General features: G+C 33.0%; 16 protein-coding genes. All 16 read right to left on the bottom strand.

The genetic code is table 11. The features are described 5' to 3' along the window. Position 1 precedes the first annotated feature (1 nt). The 16 genes from rlmN to ACYQ39_RS13295 all read right to left on the bottom strand — a co-directional run bounded on the left by rlmN (position 2) and on the right by ACYQ39_RS13295 (position 20738). Entirely contained in the window at positions 2-1033 is a 1032-nt protein-coding gene (gene rlmN, locus ACYQ39_RS13370; RefSeq protein WP_459844066.1) for a dual-specificity RNA methyltransferase RlmN, read from the bottom strand. A gap of 43 nt (positions 1034-1076) precedes the next feature. Further along, on the bottom strand, positions 1077-2417 hold the full coding sequence (gene rsmB, locus ACYQ39_RS13365) for a 16S rRNA (cytosine(967)-C(5))-methyltransferase RsmB (RefSeq protein ID WP_459844063.1): 1341 nt from the start codon (positions 2415-2417) through the stop codon (positions 1077-1079). A gap of 2 nt (positions 2418-2419) precedes the next feature. Beyond that, a complete protein-coding gene (locus tag ACYQ39_RS13360) occupies positions 2420-3049 on the bottom strand; it encodes a DUF6391 domain-containing protein (RefSeq protein ID WP_459844060.1) in 630 nt (209 codons plus the stop codon). Next, complete coding sequence (locus ACYQ39_RS13355; RefSeq protein ID WP_459844058.1) at positions 3049-3744, bottom strand: zinc metallopeptidase; 696 nt, start codon at positions 3742-3744, stop codon at positions 3049-3051. The genes ACYQ39_RS13360 and ACYQ39_RS13355 overlap by 1 nt, the downstream gene beginning before the upstream one ends. Before the next feature lie 206 nt (positions 3745-3950). Further along, positions 3951-4697 (bottom strand): DUF116 domain-containing protein, encoded by a 747-nt coding sequence (locus ACYQ39_RS13350; RefSeq protein ID WP_459844056.1) that lies wholly within the window; start codon positions 4695-4697, stop codon positions 3951-3953. 6 nt (positions 4698-4703) lie between these two features. Next, positions 4704-5645 carry a methionyl-tRNA formyltransferase gene (fmt, locus tag ACYQ39_RS13345; RefSeq protein WP_459844054.1) on the bottom strand — a complete coding sequence of 314 codons (942 nt, stop codon included), beginning with the start codon at positions 5643-5645 and terminating at the stop codon, positions 4704-4706. 35 nt (positions 5646-5680) lie between these two features. After that, positions 5681-6121, bottom strand: coding sequence for a peptide deformylase (gene def, locus ACYQ39_RS13340; RefSeq protein ID WP_459844051.1), 441 nt, complete (start codon positions 6119-6121; stop codon positions 5681-5683). Positions 6122-6310: 189 nt separating this feature from the next. After that, on the bottom strand, positions 6311-8542 hold the full coding sequence (gene priA / locus ACYQ39_RS13335) for a primosomal protein N' (protein WP_459844049.1): 2232 nt from the start codon (positions 8540-8542) through the stop codon (positions 6311-6313). Positions 8543-8551: 9 nt separating this feature from the next. Further along, positions 8552-9592, bottom strand: coding sequence for a lysylphosphatidylglycerol synthase transmembrane domain-containing protein (locus ACYQ39_RS13330; RefSeq protein WP_459844047.1), 1041 nt, complete (start codon positions 9590-9592; stop codon positions 8552-8554). 176 nt (positions 9593-9768) lie between these two features. Continuing rightward, entirely contained in the window at positions 9769-11043 is a 1275-nt protein-coding gene (locus ACYQ39_RS13325) for a YkvA family protein (RefSeq protein WP_459844045.1), read from the bottom strand. Positions 11044-11160: 117 nt separating this feature from the next. Then, positions 11161-13494, bottom strand: coding sequence for a bifunctional diguanylate cyclase/phosphodiesterase (locus ACYQ39_RS13320; protein ID WP_459844042.1), 2334 nt, complete (start codon positions 13492-13494; stop codon positions 11161-11163). 40 nt (positions 13495-13534) lie between these two features. Next, entirely contained in the window at positions 13535-14149 is a 615-nt protein-coding gene (locus ACYQ39_RS13315; RefSeq protein WP_459844039.1) for a YczE/YyaS/YitT family protein, read from the bottom strand. A 123-nt stretch (positions 14150-14272) separates the two neighbouring features. Beyond that, a complete protein-coding gene (locus ACYQ39_RS13310; RefSeq protein WP_459844036.1) occupies positions 14273-15310 on the bottom strand; it encodes a YeiH family protein in 1038 nt (345 codons plus the stop codon). Between the two features lie 228 nt (positions 15311-15538). Beyond that, on the bottom strand, positions 15539-16852 hold the full coding sequence (locus tag ACYQ39_RS13305; RefSeq protein WP_459844033.1) for an HD-GYP domain-containing protein: 1314 nt from the start codon (positions 16850-16852) through the stop codon (positions 15539-15541). A gap of 293 nt (positions 16853-17145) precedes the next feature. Next, positions 17146-18546 carry a [Fe-Fe] hydrogenase large subunit C-terminal domain-containing protein gene (locus ACYQ39_RS13300; protein WP_459844030.1) on the bottom strand — a complete coding sequence of 467 codons (1401 nt, stop codon included), beginning with the start codon at positions 18544-18546 and terminating at the stop codon, positions 17146-17148. An 86-nt stretch (positions 18547-18632) separates the two neighbouring features. Beyond that, positions 18633-20738 (bottom strand): ATP-dependent DNA helicase, encoded by a 2106-nt coding sequence (locus tag ACYQ39_RS13295; RefSeq protein WP_459844027.1) that lies wholly within the window; start codon positions 20736-20738, stop codon positions 18633-18635. Positions 20739-20808: the final 70 nt, after the last annotated feature.

Below are 20808 nucleotides of genomic sequence, written 5' to 3'. Positions count from 1 at the left end.
CTTAATCCTCCTTAGCCTGTAATTGGCCACATGCTGCATCAATATCAGCACCTCTCTCTGCTCTAGTACTAACTGGAATACCTTTTTTATCTAACTCAGCTTTAAATTCTCTAATCCTTTGCTCATCAGGGTTAGTATAGCCAGTCTCATCAACTTGATTGATAGGAATTAAATTAACATGGGCCAACATCCCAGCCAATAAATCAGCTAGTTCTTTGGCTTCTGCGACTGAATCATTAACTCCTTCTACTAGAGCATACTCAAAGGTAATCCGTCGATTGGTCTGATCAATATAATACTGGCAGGCTTCTATCAACTCTTCAACAGGGTAGCGGTCATTAACTGGCATCATCTCACTCCGTAATTCATTATTAGGAGCATGCAGAGAAATAGCTAAAGTAAGCTGTAACTCTTCTCTAGCCAACTTCTTAATCTCTGGCACTAAGCCACAAGTAGATAGAGTAATCTTACGCATACCAATATTTAGACCTTGGTTATGATTCATTAACTTAACTGCTTTAAGAACCTGCTCATAATTAGCTAATGGCTCACCCATGCCCATAAATACTACGTTAGTAATTCTAACTCCTTTAATCTCTTCTACAGTTAAAATCTGATTGATAATTTCACCAGCAGTCAGATTACGAGTTAAACCATGTAACCCAGTAGCACAGAATTCACATCCCATAGCACAACCTACCTGAGTAGAAATACATAAGCTATGGCGTTTATCCTCTATTGGTAGATAAACAGACTCAATCCGTTTACCATCTTCTAACTTAAATAAATACTTTTCAGTACCATCTTCTGACTCTTGACTAGCTACAACATCTAATCTATTTAATTCAGTCTTATTCTGTAATTGCTTACGTAAATCTTTAGCTAAATTACTCATATCAGAAAAACTAGTTACTTTTTTATCATAAAGCCAGCTAAAAAGTTGCTTAGCTCTAAAGCTAGCCTGATCTAATTCAGACATTAATTTTTTTAATTCAACTAAGTTCTGACCGATTAATTCTATCTTATCTTCCATGTTAATCCTTCCTTTGTTTCAATTATAAGTTGTGTACTGACACTTATGCTTTCTTGACTAACTTGGCCATAAAGAATCCTTCCCATAAGGTCGTATTAGGAATAATCTTTAGTAGTTCATCCTGATAGTATTCTGCTAGACCATAAGTCTCAGCCTCTTCTTTTAAATCAGCTATCATAAAGTCGGGGTGTTGCTCTAAAAAATCATTGACTACTTCGTCAGTCTCTTCTGGACTAAAGGTACAGACTGTATATAATAATTCTCCTCCAGACTTTACTAGTTGGCTAGCATTATCTAATAACTCTAACTGTAGTTCCTTTAATTGATCCAAATCCTGTGGTTTCTTCTGCCATCTAATCTCTGGTTTCTTAGCCATGATACCTAAACCAGAACAAGGTGCATCTACTAAAACCTTATCTACTTCTTGGTCAAAGGATATTTCTCGTCCATCAGCAGAATAATAATCAACATTATCAATACCTAACCGTTGACAGTTTTCTTCAATTAGATTCAATTTTGCATCGTGTAATTCTACTGCTTTCAGTTGGCCTTGATTCTCCATTAGTTGAGCTAAATGAGTCGTCTTACCTCCAGGAGCACTACAAAGATCAACTATTATATCACCCTGCTTAGGATTTAATAAGTGTCCAGTCAACATTGAGCTTAAACCTTGCACTATAAATTGACCAGCTTGAAAGCTATCTAATCCACCAATAGATGGATAGTCTAGCAGATTGACTGCCTCTGAAACTGGATCAACTGCTTTAGCTTCAACTCCCTCTTTCTCTAGATTAGACAACAGCTCTTCTCTATCTAACCTTAAAGTATTGGTTCTAATTATCATTGGCGGAATTTGATTTAAAGTCTTACAGATTTCAACTGTCTGTTCAGTCCCATAATACTTTCTCCAACGTTCTACTAACCATTGAGGTTGAGAGTAGTTATATCGTATATGTTGGACAGGAGATTCTTCTAAGTCAGGATACTGAATCTCATCTAAGTTACGAATGATATTACGTAAGATACCATTGATAAATTTAATTGCACCTCGATTACAATATTCTTTAGCTACTTCAACAGTCTCATTGCATGCTACTGGATTAGGAATTCGATCTAAAAACCTGATTTGGTAAACACCTAATCGCAAAGCATTGCGCACCCATGGTGTCATCTTCTTAACCTTCCTGTTAGCAAACTGATTAATTATCCAATCAAGACTATTTCTCCATCTAGTCACTCCATAGGTCAATTGAGTAGTCAAACCCCGATCTCGTTTGTCCAAATCTGACTCTTGTAGTAACTTATTAATTACTAAATTTGAATAAGCTTCTTCTTCATTGATCCGATAAATTGCTTTCAAAGCTAGTGAACGTGCTCGTTTCATACTTATCCTCCATAAACTTTTAAATTTTTAGTTCTAACAAATATTTTTTGATTTCCTGCTGAACCCAATATAGGATTAGAGTAATCTTTACGACTAACTCCTTCTATAGACATTCCTTCTACCTGATATGAGGTAGTAAAATTCTTCTGAAACCAAACCCCTAAAGTTGGCCCTAAAAATTTGGCCAAGAATAAAGCCAAAAAGACATTCAGCAGACTAAAACTTTTCGTTATAAATAATAATAAAAAGAAAATAACTGCAGCTAATATATTAGCCATAGCCATACTGGTTCCACATCTTCTATGAACTACTAGATCAGTCTCTCCTTGTTGCAGTCTTGTTAAACCCTCATAAGCGGCTTCTTCAATAACCAAAGGATCAAAGAGACCACTAATATAGAAACCATCTTCTTTAGATAATCCAGAGAGGTTCTGACAACCATATTTTTCTTCTAAAACATTAATAGTAGCATGCTCCAAAGCATGATTACGCCTTAAAGCCGGATTAGTGGCTATCTCAATAATCTGCCTTGGAGCATATAAAAGAGTAATAATTGAATCAATAGTAAATTTGTAAGGAATCAGAAAAATCAACAATGCAACTGGTAACAGAAATAGCAGTAATAGATACATCAATCATCATCTACCATACCAAACATCATTAGCAACCTTAACAAATGACCGATAGACACTAAAGTAGCAGCAACATAAGTTAAAGCTGCCGCATTAAGAACTTTCTTAGTTCCTTTAGCTTCTTCTCTATCTAAAAAATTATACCTTTGTAGTAAATTTAATGCTCTACTACTAGCATTAAATTCAACAGGTAAAGTAACTATCTGAAACAAAACAGCTCCTAAAAATAAAATGATTCCTAACCCAATTAAAAATTCAGATCTAAAGAACATAAAACCAAACAAACCTAGCATCGGGCCAAATCGAGAACCAAAATTGGCCACAGGAAATAAAGTATGCCTGATATTTAAAGGAGTATAACCTTTAGCATGCTGTAGAGCATGGCCTGTTTCATGAGCTGCTACTCCTAAAGATGCCAATGAAGTTCCTCGATAGACATCAGAAGATAATCGTAAAGTCTTAGTTCGTGGATCATAATGATCAGATAAGTTACCTTGAGTCAATTCTACTGCAACATCTCTAATACCCTCTCTGCGTAATAACTCTTTAGCTACTTCCGCACCTGTCTGTCCTGCTTTAGCTTTTACATCAAGATACTTATTAAAAGTACTTTTAACCTTATATTGTGCATAAAAGGTCAATAACATAAATGGAATTAAAATAATCATTGTTGGATCATAAAAGAAGGGAAACATATTATCACCCCAATCCTTATTAATTTACAGTTTACTTCAAATAATGAAAATTAAAACCTTGTAATTATTTAGTCTATAAACAATAGATTATTGGAAGATCATTTTAATCTTTAATTATCAAGATCAAAGTTAATGATCTTTTGGTTCCTCAATCTCAAACTCAACCTTAACCTAACTATCAACTATACACTATCAACTATTAACTACTAAGCCAGTATCTCTTCTATAGCCGATTCAATCTTTTCCATCTCTACTTTAGTATTAAAACAAGGCCCATTAGGCCGTAAGTTAACTACTCCCACAACTGGTAATGGATAGACATCTTGCATTCCACTACTTAAGTCTCGTTCACAAGCTACAGCCACAATCACCTTTGGTCTAGTCTCTTTAATGATCTTTCTAGCCAAAGTTCCTCCTGTAGCAATTGCTAAGTTAATACCATATCTCTCTTTTAATTCAATTAAATCTTGAACCTGACACTTACCACAGTGTTGACAGTTATCTAAATCACTAGTTACCCGATGACTACACTCAGACCACTGAATACAATGAGGCATTAAGATTAATACATCATCAGGTTTAACATCCATCTCTTCAGGACTAACTAACTGATTTCCTACTTTAATAAAGGAAGACATAATCTCTTCTTTTTCATAGCCAATCAACTTTCCTAATTGAATTATAACTGGTAAAAAATAAGAAATTACTATCTTAGTAGGAATCACTAGTCCAGGGACTGGTCTTCCTCGCTGACTAGTGATTAAAATCCCAATAATTCCTGAAATTAAGATTAATCCTACTATAGAAATAATAACTCCTAGTGTTAATAATACCCCTTGACTTAATATACTAAACCCAAAAAAATTAAGATACCAGATACCACCGATAAAGACTCCTACTACAGATAATGCCAGCAATAATAGTCCAATAAATAGTCGTCTAGAATTCTCCATAATTCATTATCCTAATTTAATACCTTCTTCTAAATCATATCCTAATAAATAATCAGCAGCAGACATTCTCTGTTTGCTGGCTGGCTGTAGTTGGGTTAGTAGTAACTGTCCTTCTCCTGTCTGAACCACAATTCCTAAATCACTATCTGCTTTAATAATTGTCCCTGGCTCAATTCCATCTCTATCTTCTTGATTATAGACTCTTGAAGCCCATAACTTAAGTCTCTTTCCGTCAAGGTAAGTATAAGCACCAGGCCAAGGATTCATACCTCGAATCAGATTCCAGATTGATTGAGCATCTTGACTCCAGTCAACTTCTCCTTCAGACTTATCAATTTTAGGGGCATATGTAGCCTGGCCATCATCCTGTTCAGTCGGTGAATCAGCACCTACTTCAATCTGCTCTAGAGTTTCGATTAATAGATCAGCACCTACTTGGGCCAACTTATCATGTAAAGCACCTACTGTATAATCTTCTGTAATCTCTACTCTTTCCTTTAATATCATATCTCCTGTATCCATACCTTCATCCATATACATAGTGGTAATTCCAGTCTCTTGATCACCATTAATAATTGTCCGATGGATTGGGGCTGCTCCTCGATACTCAGGTAATAAAGAAGCATGAACATTAACACAACCCTTAGGTGGTAGATCAAGTACTTCTGTTCCTAAAATCTGACCATAAGCTACTACAACAATCAAGTCAGGATTCCACTCTTTTAATTTATTAATTCCTGCCTCAGAAGTAACCTTTTGCGGTTGAAAAGTTTCTATATTATGTTCTAAGGCTTTCTTTTTAACAGGTGTTGGTTTCTTCTTTTGACCTCGTCCTCTTTTTCTATCTGGTTGGCTAACTACACCAACTACATTAGCAACCTTTGATTGGCATAATCCTTCTAAACAAGGAACAGCAAAATCAGGCGTCCCCATAAAGACAATATCCACTATTATCCCTCCTATTTTACCTATAATTTATATAACTATATCGTTTTATCAGTAAATAACTTGCCATCTAAATGATCAATCTCATGCTGTAAAGCTCTAGCTAATAGACCTTTGCCTTCAATTTCAAATTTATCTCCATTACGATTTAAAGCTTCTACTGTAACAGAAAAAGAGCGTTCTACTTTACCTTGCTCTCCTGGAATACTCAAGCAACCTTCTTGGTCTACATAAGTCTTATCTGATTTATCTACAATTTTTGGATTAATTAATTCAATCAATCCATCTCCAATATCAATTACCACAATCTGTTTAGAAATACCTACTTGTGGAGCAGCCAACCCTACTCCATCGGCATCATACATTGTATCTGCCATATTATCAAGTAGCATCCTAGTTTTATTAGTAACCTTCTGAATTGGTTTAGTATCAGTTCTTAATACTGGATCACCAACTTCTCTAATTCGTAAAATTGACATAATAGCACCTCCATTAAAAGTTGACAGTTTACAGTGTATAGTTTACAGTTAAATTCAAAATCATTAAACCACTATAATCATTTAAAAACTTTACGCTTTTTAACTGTCAACTGTCAATTGTACACCGTAAACCATTAGAAGAAACATCTATTTATTAATATAGTTAAGTAGTAATTACCTTTAATTAAATTATAGCACTCCTAGTGGGTCAACATCAATGCTAATTTTAACACTCTTTAATTTTTCGAATTCTTCTAACTCAGTTAAAGCCTGTTGATTAATCCCTCTTAACTTATCTAAATCTGGCCCCTTAAGTAACAATTGCCATCTATATTTACCTTTTATTTTGGATAATGGCGCTTTAGTTGGCCCTAGTAATTCAATAGTGTCATTATCTATGTTCTGTAACTGAGCAGCAATACATTCTCCTAATCGCTGAGCTACTTGAATAACTTTATTCTCCTCTTGGTCACTAATAATAATATTAATCAAGTGTGTAAAAGGAGGGTAGCACATCTCTTCTCTAAAAATAATCTCTTGTCTATAAAACCCTTTATAATTATGCTTTTTAGCTTGTTGAATACTATAATGCTCTGGGGTATAACTTTGGATCAGAACCTGACCTAATTTATCTCCTCGACCAGTTCTTCCTGCTACCTGGGCCAACAACTGAAAAGTACGCTCGCTGGCTCGAAAATCAGGCAGATTTAGAGCTGTATCAGCAGTAATAACTCCAACTAAGGTAACATTAGGGTAGTCATGACCTTTAGCTACCATCTGGGTACCTACCAGAATATCTATCTTTCCAGCTGAAAATGCTGATAAAATCTTCTGATAAGAACCCTTTCTAGTAGTAGTATCCCGATCCATTCTAACTACCTTAGCCTCAGGAAAGTTCTTATTTAAAGCTTGTTCCACTTTTTCTGTTCCTATACCAAAGTACTTAATATAACTACTACTACAATCAGGACAAATGTTAGGTACACTCTTACTCTCTTCACAATAGTTACATTTTAACCTCTCACCCTGGGAAAAATAGGTTAAAGAGACATCACAATTATTGCATTCAATTACATGTCCACATTCACGACACTGGACAAAGGTAGAAAATCCACGACGATTTAAAAAGATAATAGTCTGTTCATTATTTTGTAGTCGTCTCTCTATCTCGCGGGCCAACTTTCGGCTTAACATCTGCTTATTTCCTGCCTCTAATTCATCTCGCATATCTATTAACTCAACTTCTGGCAGAGGACGATCATCAACACGTTTAGAAAGCTCTAATAGCTTATAGTCTCCCTCTTGGGCTCGATAATAAGATTCTAAGGCTGGCGTAGCAGTACCTAAAATAGTTACTGCTTTGCTTAAGTTGGCCCGCTTAACAGCTACCTCACGAGCATGATACTTAGGATGTTCTTCTTGTTTGTAAGTTGTTTCATGCTCTTCATCAATTACAACCAACTCTAGATTATCAAAAGGAGCAAAGATAGCCGAACGAGCTCCAACAGCTATTTTAGCAGTTCCTTCTTTAATTCTTCGCCACTCATCAAAACGTTCTCCAGCAGATAACTGACTATGTAAGACAGCTACCTGTTTTCCAAAGCGACCTTTAAATCGAGAAATAGTCTGAGGAGTTAAAGCAATTTCAGGAATCAAAACTATTGCTTCTCCACCTTGAGCCAATACATCTGCAATAGCTTGTAAATAAACTTCTGTTTTACCACTACCAGTAACCCCTTTAAGTAAAAAAGTAGCAGAATCAGAATTAGAGACAGCCTGCTTTATTTCTGTTAATGCTTTCTTCTGTTCTAAAGTAGGAGTTAAAGGAGAAGTTGGTTCAATATTAGCATCTTGATAAGGAGTCCGTTTTATTTCAATATTAGTATATTCAAGCAGGCCTTTCTTAACTAATCGCCTTATAGTGCCTGGGCTAGTATCTACCTTATTAGCTAATTCAGTAGTTATTAACTGACTATCAGGATGTTCTATCAAATAATTTAAAACAGCTACTTGTTTATAAGCCTGACCTGGTAGTTGAGATATTACTTCTTTCGTCTCAGCAACTGACTGGCTCAACTGAACAACACGCTTAGTCTTAACTTTATGCTTACCACTAGGAACAATAGCCTTTAGAGCAGAAATCAAGTAAGACTGATAATATCCAGCCATCCAGTAAGCCAATTCCAATAATTCTTTATTAAATAGAATAAAAGGGCTAGTTACCTTAATGATTTCTTTTGTTTCAAAATCAACTTCCTCTACTTCAGCCACTATATAACCAGTAATCTTCCGTGGTCCAAAAGGAACTGTTACCTTCTTCCCAATTTCAACTTCTGTTCTTAAATCTTCTGGTACTTGATAAGTAAAAGTTTGATCAACTTGTTTGACTGGTAAATCGACTACTACAGCTACATACTTCATTATATGCCCCTACCCTTCTGAACTTACTGCTGATTTGGTTAAAATTCTAAGCAGAGCAACTCCACCTAAAATCAAAACTAAATAAAAGGTTAAGAATCTCCAAACTAAAGATAACAAGCCTATCAACCCTGCTGGCACAAAACTAGAGAATAAAGAAGCAAAACCTAACTCAGCTACTCCACTAGCACCAGGAGTAGGAATATAAGGCAGGATTAAATAGAAGATAGTCTGCATAATAAAGGACCGTAAAAAGAAAGGCTTAACTCCTAATCCTAATAAGATAACAGGAGCAATAGCAAAGAATAATCCCCAGTATAAAATAGTACAGATACCAGCCCAGATTAAACTACTCTGTTTATACTTAGTTAATTGCCATAAACTATCATGAAATTCTTCTACCTCATGATAGAATCTATCAATTAACTTCTTAGTCTTCTCATACTTCATTAATGGTTGCAAAAAAGAAAGTTCTCGTAACTTAGTTACTAATTTCTTTATCTTTTTTGGTTGCCAAATAAAATATATCATAAGCAAAGAGATACCTAGAGCAACCAAAATAGCTATATTAAATAACTGTGGTGGAATCAAACCAGGGTCAATTAAATCTCCAAACCAGAAAAATAATATAGGAGCAGCTAAACCAAAAAAGACTAAACGCAATACAAACTGCACTACAATAATTGTTGTTGCCTTGCCTAACGAAAGACCATCTTTATGTAATAAAAACACCTGAGCTGGTCCCCCACCAGAAGCAAAAGGAGTTACATTAGAAACGAAAGCACCAATTAAAAAGATACGTACTGCTTTCTTTATAGTTAAATTCTCTCCTGCTGCATCAGCAACTAACTTAATTCTTAAACCACCAACAGTCCACATAGAAAAGCTAATTAAAATAGCTAAAGCTAGATAAAAGGTATTAACACTCATTAATTTAGCAAAAGTATCATCATTTATAGTAAATAAAAATAATCCTCCTAGAGCTAAAATACTGACAATTAATGATAGTTCTAACCCTCTTTTAATTGTTCCTTTATTGATCTTCCCCTCCATTATTCTGCCTCCTAGTTAAAAAAATATGATATATTGTTATATATACTAAAACAATTAGTCTAACAGTATTATTATTCAAGTTGTCAGTTAATATTCCTGTTTATATTCATAATAAAGCCCCTGCTTCTCTAGCAGGGATCTTTAAATATCATAACATAATTTTTTTAACTAGGCAACTAAGACCAATCTGATAATCTGGTATAATAGTTAGCTGTTAGTTCTTCTCTTCTCTCTTTTAACTTTTCTTGCACCTTCTTATAATATTCTTTAGATTCTTCTTCTACAATCTGTGGTCGAGGATAAAATTCAACTTGATACTCTATCTGTCTATGAATAACATTAGATATTTCTCCAGCACCTCTAACCTTCTGCTCAGTTAAGTTGGCCCTAGTATCTAAACTTAAAAACTGACTAGTACTATGTTCAAACTTTAGATTTTCCTTACTCAAATCAGCTAGAATACGATTAGATATTAAATCATTAAAGTTACTTTGATTACTAAAATACCAGATTAAATTATCAATCTGATCCAAATTATAATTATCTATCCTCTCAAACTCTAGAGTCCGTTCTTGAGTAGTATACTTATACCCTCTCTGATTAGCTTTAACTTCTCCATTAATTATCTGCTCAAAAAGATTAAAGTCTATTGTAGCTGACAAATCCAATTGTTCAAACTCATGAGCTTTATACCTAATCATTTTGGCTCCAAAGGCTGATAATAGATTGATTTCTTCTTGAACTATATCTTGACTGATATACTGGTCAAAATTATCAATTGGAACTAAAGTTTTATAAAAATAGGGATGACCAATATATAACTGAGGTGCTTGCACTAAATTGTTATTTAAAATCTGCAAGCCAAATTCTTTTAATTGATCAGGGTACAAATATAAAGTCCTAACTCCTCCACTTTGCTGATATCTCTCTTTAATCTTATTAGTTGGTGGTTGTAAAGAATAAAATAAAGAATCCTCTCTTGGTTGTTGCTCATCTAAATATTGATTTAACTTCTGCCCTATAATTGAAACTGCTAACATAACTATAACTAAATCATCTAATAAACCAAAACCTAATACAAAATCTGGGATTAAATCTAATGGATTAAATATATATAATAAAGCTGCCCCAGCTATTATATGATAATAATTGGCTACTTTATCATCTTTAAGTAGAGAGAATAAAGCAATAACATAATCTTTAGCCTGTCTTAATGACGACTTATTAGCTTTAGCTTTAATCTTTTCCTCATTTAATATTAACTCTTCTATTTTTTCATCATTTACTTGACTTTGATAATGTTCTAAAACTGCTTCTACTCCTTTATCTCCTATCTGTAATTTATTCAAAACTTTAATCTGGTACATTTTAGCACCACAATTTGGACATAAGTAATAAGTTTCATCTGATAGATTAAGTTCTAAATTACACTCTATACACTGAAAATCCATTCTACTACCTCCTAATCAAGCTATTTATCACTTAATTATATGGAAACAAATTACATTATATTATCTATAACCAAAAAATAAAGTTAGGATACCAATATTGGTATCCTAACTTTATTATCAAGCATTTAATAACTTGATTAAGTTTTCACTATCTAATGGTCGACTGAAGAGATAACCCTGTAATACATCACAATCTTCTTGCTGTAAAAATTCTTGTTGTTCTTCAGTTTCTACTCCTTCAGCAGTTACAGTTAAATTTAGATTATGAGCCATTGTAATAATGGTTTCAGCAATAGCAATATTTTTAACATCTTTAGTTAATTCCATAACAAAGGATTGATCTATCTTTAAAGTATTAATAGCAAATTCCTTTAAATAACTTAAAGATGAATAACCAGTACCAAAATCATCAATAGCTATTTTGACTCCTAAATTTTGTAATTGGTCTAGTATATCTATTGTCTGTTCTATATTCTCCATAGTAGCCCGTTCTGTAATTTCCAACTCTAAATACTGGGCTTCTAGTTCTGTATGATGTAAAACCTTTTCTACTTTAGAAACAAAGTCACCTTCATTGAATTGTTGAGGAGCAATATTAACAGACATATATAAATCATCATAACCTAGCTGATGCCATTTCTTCAGTTGCTCACAAGAACGTTTTAAGACCCAATCTCCAATCTCAACAATTATACCTGTTCTTTCTGCTACTGGAATAAATTTACCAGGAGAAATCATACCCTCAATAGGGTGGTTCCATCTAATTAAAGCTTCAACACCTACTATCTTTTCTGTCTCTGCATCTAACAGTGGTTGGTAATTAAGATTAAACTGCTCTTCTTTTAATGCCTGTTTTAGCTTTACCTCTAGTTTCATTCGTTCTGATAATTTATCCTCCATATTAGCAGAATAGACCTGAATATCATTACCATTTCTTTTTTTTACTACATGCATTGCTAAACTAGCATTTTTAATTAACATCTCACTAGTAGTCCCTGCTGTAGGATATGTAGCTATACCTAAACTAGCTGTAATATAAATCATCTCTTCTTTAATAGCATATGGTCGAACAATTTCAGCTAATATTCTTCTTCCTAAATTTATGACCTTATTTTGATCACCAACTTCTGTAAAATAGAAGAAAAATTCATCTCTAAATCTAGCTATTACTACTTGATCATCTAAATTTTTCTGTAAACGATTGGCTAAACTCTTTAATACTTCATCTCCCATTTGGTGACCAAAATTATCATTAATTGTATCAAAATCATCAACTCCTAAAGCAAATAAAACTAACTGTTTATCAGTCTCTTTTATATCTCTTAAATCTGAATCAAACTTATCTTGAAAATAAGTTAAATTTAATAAATCAGTTAGTAAATCTTTACAAGTTAAGTTATTTATCTGCTCCATAATCTGATTAAAACTATCTGCCACTACACCAAGTTCATTATTGCTATCAATCTTGGCTCGAGCTGATAAATCTCCTGCAGCCCCTTTAGCAAAAACATTCTTCAACTTAGTAATTGGTTTAGTCAATTTCTGAGTAATAAAAAAGCTTAATACAGCTATTAATGTAATAATTATTAGACCAATCAACCATACCTTTTTATTTGCTAAAACTAATGGTTTAGTTAAATAGTTACCTGGCATCTCTAATGCTATCTTCCAGTTATTAGTTCCAACAATTGTATGATAGAATATATAATTAGCAGTATCATTTATATTATACTTTATCATCCCAGAAGTTTTTTTCTTAATCTTAGAATTTATAGCTTTCATTCTTGCACTATGATTATTAAATTTGAAATTAATCTGACTCGGATGCGCTAAAACTTCTCCTTCCTCCCCTATTAAATAAGCATACGAATTAAAATAATCTATCTTGAATTGGCTAACATAAGTAGATAGATCAGTTAATTTAATTGCGCCACCTAATACTCCAATTGGCTTATTAGCACTATCTTTAATAGGCGCAGCTACTACAATAATAGGTTTACCAGTAGTTTTAGAAATTAAAGGTTTAGAAATATAAGTCTGTCCTTGCATTGCATTTTTAAAATATTCCTCTTCCTTAACATTTCCTATATTTTTAAATTGAATTGTACTATAATTTCCATCCTTATCAGCAACAAAGAAAAAATCATAAATATCTAAACTATTGATTAATTCTTCCTTTAAATAATATTGTTTCTGTTGCCAACTACCTTTTCTTAAAATAGAATTATCAGCATAATTCTGCAAGTCATTCTTTCGCTCAGCAAACCAATCCCTTATCGCCAAAGCAGAAAGCTGAGCATTTTCTGTACCGTGTTTAAATGTTATCTCTTTAAAAACATTATGCGATAAAATAAAGGATAGATTAATTAGACTGAAACTTAATACTATAATAATTACTAATATCCAAAACCAAATTTTACACTTGATACTCTTGCATAATTGTATATTCATCCCCCCCTATCTTACTTGATAAAGTGCTAGATTTAATTCTCTATCTCCCTTCTATTTGTAAATTAGAATTATTAAATAAACTATTCATTAAATTTAAGGAAACCTCTACTATAGGGCCAACTGCTAAAGCAGTACATAACGTACCAACTCCAACTGGACCTCCTAAGAAATAACCTACTATTAAAATTGTTAATTCAATACTATTTCTAATCCATCCTAATCTAAAATCTAACTTCTTATCTAAAGCTATCATTAAACTATCACGTGGCCCAGCACCACACTGAGCTGAAATATAAGTTCCAGCCCCACTGCCAAAGATTATGATTCCTATAAACAAATATAAATAACGAATTATTAATAAACTAGGTTTTGGCACTAAAGGCATCAACAAATCAATTAAAAAGCCAACTAAAACTATATTAATAATTGTAGCTATTGTAGGTTTGATTTTAGCAACTAAAAAACTGACTAAAATGACTACTAAACCAGTTATCTGCCCAGCTTGTCCTACCTTTAAAGGTAGGTGATAGGTCAAACCAATATGAAATACAGTCCAGGGAGCTACTCCTAGATCAGCTTTAATTGTTAAAACTATTCCTAAACTTACAATTAATAATCCTATTGTAAATCTAGGCCAACTCTTCCTCTTATCCACTATAACGTAACTCCTTTCTTCATATTTTGATAAATCAACTACATTATACCAAGTATCACAATTAAATTAAACAGTAATCTTCAATTGAAAAATAATAAAAAAAGCCAGGATTCAATACCTGACTTATAAAATAAATAATACAGCTAATAAAGTAAAAACACTAACTACTAACTCTGCTCCTAAACCAACAAAAAAGGGTTTCAAGCCAGTCTCTTTCATTTTAGAAAATTGTGTTCGAAATCCTACCCCAACAAAAGATAACATAAAGACCCATTTATAAAGATGTTTTAAATTAGTAATCTCCTGAGCACTAAAAAAACCAAGTGTTGATAAGATAGACATCAATAAAAAACCAATTAAAAACTTAGGAAACCGCTCCCAGATAAATTGGCCCTTATTCTCTACTTGATCAGTAATACCCTTACGTGCATAATAAAGGGCAAAAAATAAGACTACAATTCCCATTAAAGCATTCCGAGATAGCTTGGTAATAGTAGCAATCTGACCTGCTCGTTCAGAATAAGCAAAACCTGTAGCTAATGACTCTGCTGTATTATCTACTGCTAACCCTGACCAGAAACCAAAAGCCTGCCCTGATAGATCAAATGTCTGCCCTAAAAGAGGATAAACAAATACCATTATAGCTCCAAAAATTAAGATAGTAGCAATTGCTAGACTCGACTCTTCTTCATCAGCATCAATTGCTCCTGTAGCTCCAATAATAGCTGATACACCACAGATTCCTACTCCTATCCCTAATAAACTACCTAATTTATCACTTAACCCAAATTTATTAGCCAAAAATTTAACTGTTGTTATAGAAACTAAAATCTCTAAAACTACCAGTATAATCCCTGTCAACCCTATCTTTAAAACATTCTGTAAAACAAGCCTAGCTCCTAATAGGACAATACCTAACTTCAACCATAATTCATAAGTATTAATCCCAGGAACAAAGACCTTAGGCAGTTCAATAGTATTACTAATTATCATACCTAATAAAATAGCAATTAAAACATACTCCATATGTGGAATATAGGAAGCTATAAATTTTGACATATATCCTACAACAAATAATAGTAAAATACCAGGTAGCTTACTAAATAGTTTCTTAAACTCAGTCTCTACTTTAGTACTACTTATTAATTCTTGTTCTGCCATAAAACCACCCTTTCTACCATGGAATATTAGAGAATAAACCCAACTTAACTAACAGTCCTAATAATAAGGCTCCACCTACTGCTAACCAGTCTGTACTAACTCCTATCTTTTCTAATTCCATCTTTCCACCTCCACAATAACGATATTAATCTTTAGTAAAAAATATTACATTTTTTAAATAAAACAAAAAACAAAGAGAGTCAGGTATAGTTACCTGACTCACATAATTCATCCTGCTAAACTATCAATATCTATTATATTTAGAAAAGCATCTATTACCTGAGGAGAAAATTGAGTCCCCTTATTCTTCTTTAACTCTTCGATAGCCACTTCTTTAGGTAAAGCACTACGATAAGATCTATTAGACCGCATAGCATCCCAAGCATCAGCTACACTTAAAATTTGAGAAACAAGAGGAATCTCTTCACCTTTAATTCCCTCAGGATAGCCCATACCATCCCAGCGTTCATGATGATATAAAACAAAACTTGCAATTTCCTCTAACTGTTTAGAATTCTGAAGTGTATAGTAAGCCCAAATAGGATGTTGCTTAATTAAACTATATTCCTCATCAGTCAACCTATCTTGTTTATTTAAAATTTCGCTTGGTATCAATGTCTTTCCTATATCATGTACCATCCCAGCCCAATAAGCTTGTTCAACCTGTTCATGAGACAAATTCATCTCCTTTGCTGTCTCTTTAGCATATCCAGCTACATTATCAGAATGGCCTTTTGTATATTCATCATGAATTTCTAGCATTTCAATTATTGAAAAAACTATCTCTTGTTGAAATTGATTTTGAATCGAATTATACTGTTGAATAGTATAAAATGAAACTGATACATCTTTAAATAACTTCATTAAATATTCAGATTTACTATCAAATTCTTGCTGACTATCATCAGCTATATCTAAACTAATTCCTGCTATTTTTTGATTATCAATATATAAATCAAAGGTTATTGACTGTTTAATTGGATTGATAGCTGCTTTAAATTTCTCTGCTATAGAATCTTCCATTCCATCTAATGAGTACGCTACAATATCATCAATAATAGTAATTTCACTTGTCGTCTTTTGAAAATTATCTTTATTTATAGATAATTCCTGTAGCATAGTAAGGTTATGACCTACCGTATCAACAAATTTTACTTGATTATCATCATATTTATGTACACTTCCATAATCTGCTTCAGGAATTAATTCAATAGCTGTATTCAGTAATTCTGACAAGAAACTTTCTTCATTTTTAATACTAGATTTAGTTAAATTAGAAGTCAAATTAATTATTCTTTCCAGATTAGTTGCTAACTTATTTACCTCTTGATAAGAACCTTCTAACTCTTCATTTAAAGCTAACATTTCTTCATTATAAGCCTGTAATTCCTCTTTCTTACTTCTTAACTCTTCTTCTACTTTCTTTCTTTTGAATATATTAACCATTAAAGTAATAATAATTAAAATTAGGAAACTCAAAGTAATAATTCCAGTGCTATTATTAATTAATAGTCTTATCATTTCATCCCCACTATTTATCATCTATTGACCTCACCTCTTTTCAAATTTAATTATTAGGCCAAAAAATTTATGGAATAAAATACTTCTTATGTAGACAATTCTAGATATTAATCTATTTTCCTTGTTTTTTTATCAGGTAATTTGTCGTTAACTTATCGACAAATTTCTACTATTTAATATCAATTCATTAGCAGTGAGCTATGAGTTAATTCAATATCTAAACTTATAAGGATATATCTTCTAATTATTCAAACTATATTTGTAATTGAATCTACTCACAACTCACACTGATTCCTGACACTAGACATCAATAACTAATCTACTCCATCTCTAGTCAATAAAGTTGCTATTTTGTGATCATTAGCCACATCCTCAATATTATCTACTCCTAGCTCTTCTAAGATCTTAATCAGATTCATATTATCAAAAGGGGTCATAATCAATGAATCTTCACCATATTCATTAACTATTTTAGTAGCTTCATCAGTCTCAATATTAGTTCTAGGACCTCCTACACAGCCACCTTCACAACCCATACCTTCTATAAAGTTAGCATCTATCTCCTCTCCAGCAGCTAAAGTATCGAGTATCTTCTTACAATCTACTACTCCATCAACTCGTTTAGAATCAAATTTAATTAATCTTCTTGGAGCTATTCTATTAACTACTGTCTTAACAGAAAAACTAACGCCTCCTGTTCTAGCATACACTCTACCAGCAAAAGAAGCTTGGTCTTTTTCATCCTGTGGTAACTCCTCTAAATCTATCTCAATAGCCTTAAATATCTCTTCTAATTCACGATAAGTTAAGACAAAGTCAATATCTTGAGCAAACTTCTCTTCTTTAGCCTCTGATTTCTTAGCTATACAAGGGCCAATAAAGACAACCTTAGCATCAGAATAAAGCTCTTTAAGCAGTCTACCTGAAGCTACCATTGGTGATAAAGAAGGTGACATCTGCTCAAAAATTTCAGGATAATTCTTTTCTACTAGATTAATCCAGACTGGACAACAACAACTTGTTAAAAAGAAGTCCTTTTGGCTATGAACTAAATCATTAAATTCAAAGGCTTCTTTAATAGTCAGCATATCAGCAAACAAAGCTACTTCAATCATATCCTGAAAACCTAATAACTTAAGAGCAGTTCTTAGTTGGCCCATTGTAACATCAGTCCCAAATTGACCTACTATTGAAGGAGCTACTGTAGCATAGACTGGTGTTTCTTCATCTTTAAGTAACTTGATTAAAGGAACAAACTCTATCTTATCGGCTAGAGCACCAAAAGAACAGCTAGTAACACATCTACCACAACTTAAACACTTATCATTAACAACAATTGGCCCTTCAGTTCTTCGATACATCTGAGCTTCATACTTACAGGAATCATAACAATCTATCTCATCAAACTCTTCACCACACTGCTGACAGATACCATCTATTTTAGTTACAATTGGTCGGTCTATATCATCAGAGTTAAGTGCCTCTTCTATTTCATTAGAAAAAGATTCTTCAGCTGTTGAATCCAGCCCTAAAGCTACTCTGATATGATCTTTAATAAAAGAGATATCCTTATCTTGATAACCATACTCTTTTTTTATCTCTTGAGCCAACTGATCTAAATTATGATTAGTTAAGTCTTCTTCCCAACCTCGCTTGACTATCTCTCGAAAGATCTCCATTCGTTTTTTCTGAAAATCTTTAAATTTATTTAGCATATATTTTCACCTTCAAGTCTAGTTTCTATTATTTTTACCACTTTTAGTTTACTAAATTCATTCTCAAAAAATAAAAAAAGCAACGCTTAAAGCGTTGCCTCTAATCTAGCTGTTAAATCATCTAATCTGTCGACAAAAGTATTATCAGTTGTTGGCAAAGCATTTAGAAAATAATTACCATAATTCTTCTTTAAGACTCGATTATCAAGAATAAATAGCCAACCTTTATCTGACTTACTTCTAATTAAACGTCCACAACCCTGTCTGAATTTAATAACAGCCTTAGGTAACATATACTCATAAAAAGAACTACTACCACTCTCATTAATTGCATCTAACTTGGCTGCTATATAAGGTTCACTAGGGACTAAAAAAGGTAGCTTAACAATAATTACACAACTTAAAGTTGGCCCAGGAATATCTACTCCTTCCCAAAAGCTACTTGTTCCTAATAAGACGGCTCCTTTCTTTTCTTTAAAGTCAGCAAGCAATTGCTGACGTGACTTTTGCCCTTGTCGTAATAAGTAATCAACTTCTAATTGACCTACTTGAGTAGCTAACTCTCTATAAACCTTATTTAATCTACTATAAGAATTAAATAAAAGTAAAGTCCTACCTTGCGTTGAATTGATAATCTCTTGTATACTAGAAACTACTTGCTTTATAAAGTTACCTTGTTTGGGGCCAACTAGATTCTTAATCAATCCTACTTGTAGCTGCTTACCATAATCAAACGGGCTACCTAAATCTAGAGTTTCTACTTCTTGGTCTACTAAGCCTAAGTTTTCCTTAATAAAAGCAAAAGAATTATCGACTGTCAAAGTTGCTGAAGTAAAAACAACAGAGTCAACCTTGTTTAATAAGTTATCTTCTAACTTCTGAGCAATATCCAAAGGAGCTGAACGTAGACTATAACCATCATACTCTTTTTCTAACCAATAAACACTTTCTTCATTAGCAAACTCTGTTATCTCAGTTAAAATAGTAGCTGTTTCAGAAATCACTCTAATCTTATTCTCTAATAAAGCCAAGATAGCTTCAAATTCAGCCACTTCACTGGCTGTCAAAACTGACAGTAGATCATTTAGTTTCCTATACAGATCATTAAGATTAAGAAGTAAATTTTCAAATTCTACTGCTAATACCTTCTGCCACATATTCTGTTGACGTACTTTCTCAGTTAAACGTACTTTCTTCCCTCTATGCTCTTCCATAAAATCAATCACTTTATCTTTTAAACCTTTAGTCTGGTCTAATAATTTAGCTACTGCAGGAAATAGTTCTTGATCAATTGCCTTTTGTAATTTAGCTTTAAGCCCTTTTTCTAACTGACCAATTTCAGCTCTAATCTGCAATAAAGCTCCTGTTTTATTCTGTGGATGATATAATAATTCTAAAGTTTCAACTATATCTTGACTATTGACTCTAATACCTAAATAATTAGTAGCTATCTCTTCTATGTTATGGGCTTCATCAAAAACGATTTTAGAATATGGTGGTAAGACTGCCTGCTGATTTTCAAACTCTCCTGTCTGTCGCAAGGAGATATCAGAAAATAAAAGATGATGATTTGCCACTATAATATCTGCTTCTTCTAACTTATTTCGAGCAAAATTAAAATGGCATCTATCATAATAAGGACATCTATGAGATAAACAATGTTGGGCTTGAGAAGATAGATTCTGCCATAGTTCTATTGCTACCTTAAAATCAAGATCAGAACGACAGCCTGTCTCTGTCTCTGCAGCCCACTTAGTAATATCTTGTAACTGTTGATATAACTCACTAGTTGGTTCCTCACTTCTTTGTTGTTGATTCAACCTTCTTAAACAGAGATAATTGCTTCTTCCCTTAGCCAAAACCACTTTGCAATCTATATCAAGCAACTGCTGTAAAGTAGGAATATCTTTAGCCATTAACTGCTCTTGTAGATTAATAGTATTAGTAGAAACTACAATACTCTCATCCTGTTTTAGTGATGATAAAATACTAGGTACTAAGTAAGCAAAAGACTTACCAGTACCTGTTCCTGCTTCTACTAATAAATGCTGATTTTGCTTAAAAACTTTAGCAATCTTGACTGCCATCTCTTCTTGCTGAGTTCGATACTCATAATTAGCAAAAGAGCCAGCTAGTTGACCATCTGGTGCAAAAAAGTTCTTTATTTCTTTACTATCTAAAACCTGTTGCATTAAATTTCTCCTTTATTGATTGGATATTGAGCTATGTGCTACAAACTGAAAATCTTAACTGATAGCAGAA

The organism is Halanaerocella petrolearia, from assembly GCF_054657875.1.
This window is presented reverse-complemented; position numbering and strand designations above follow the sequence as displayed.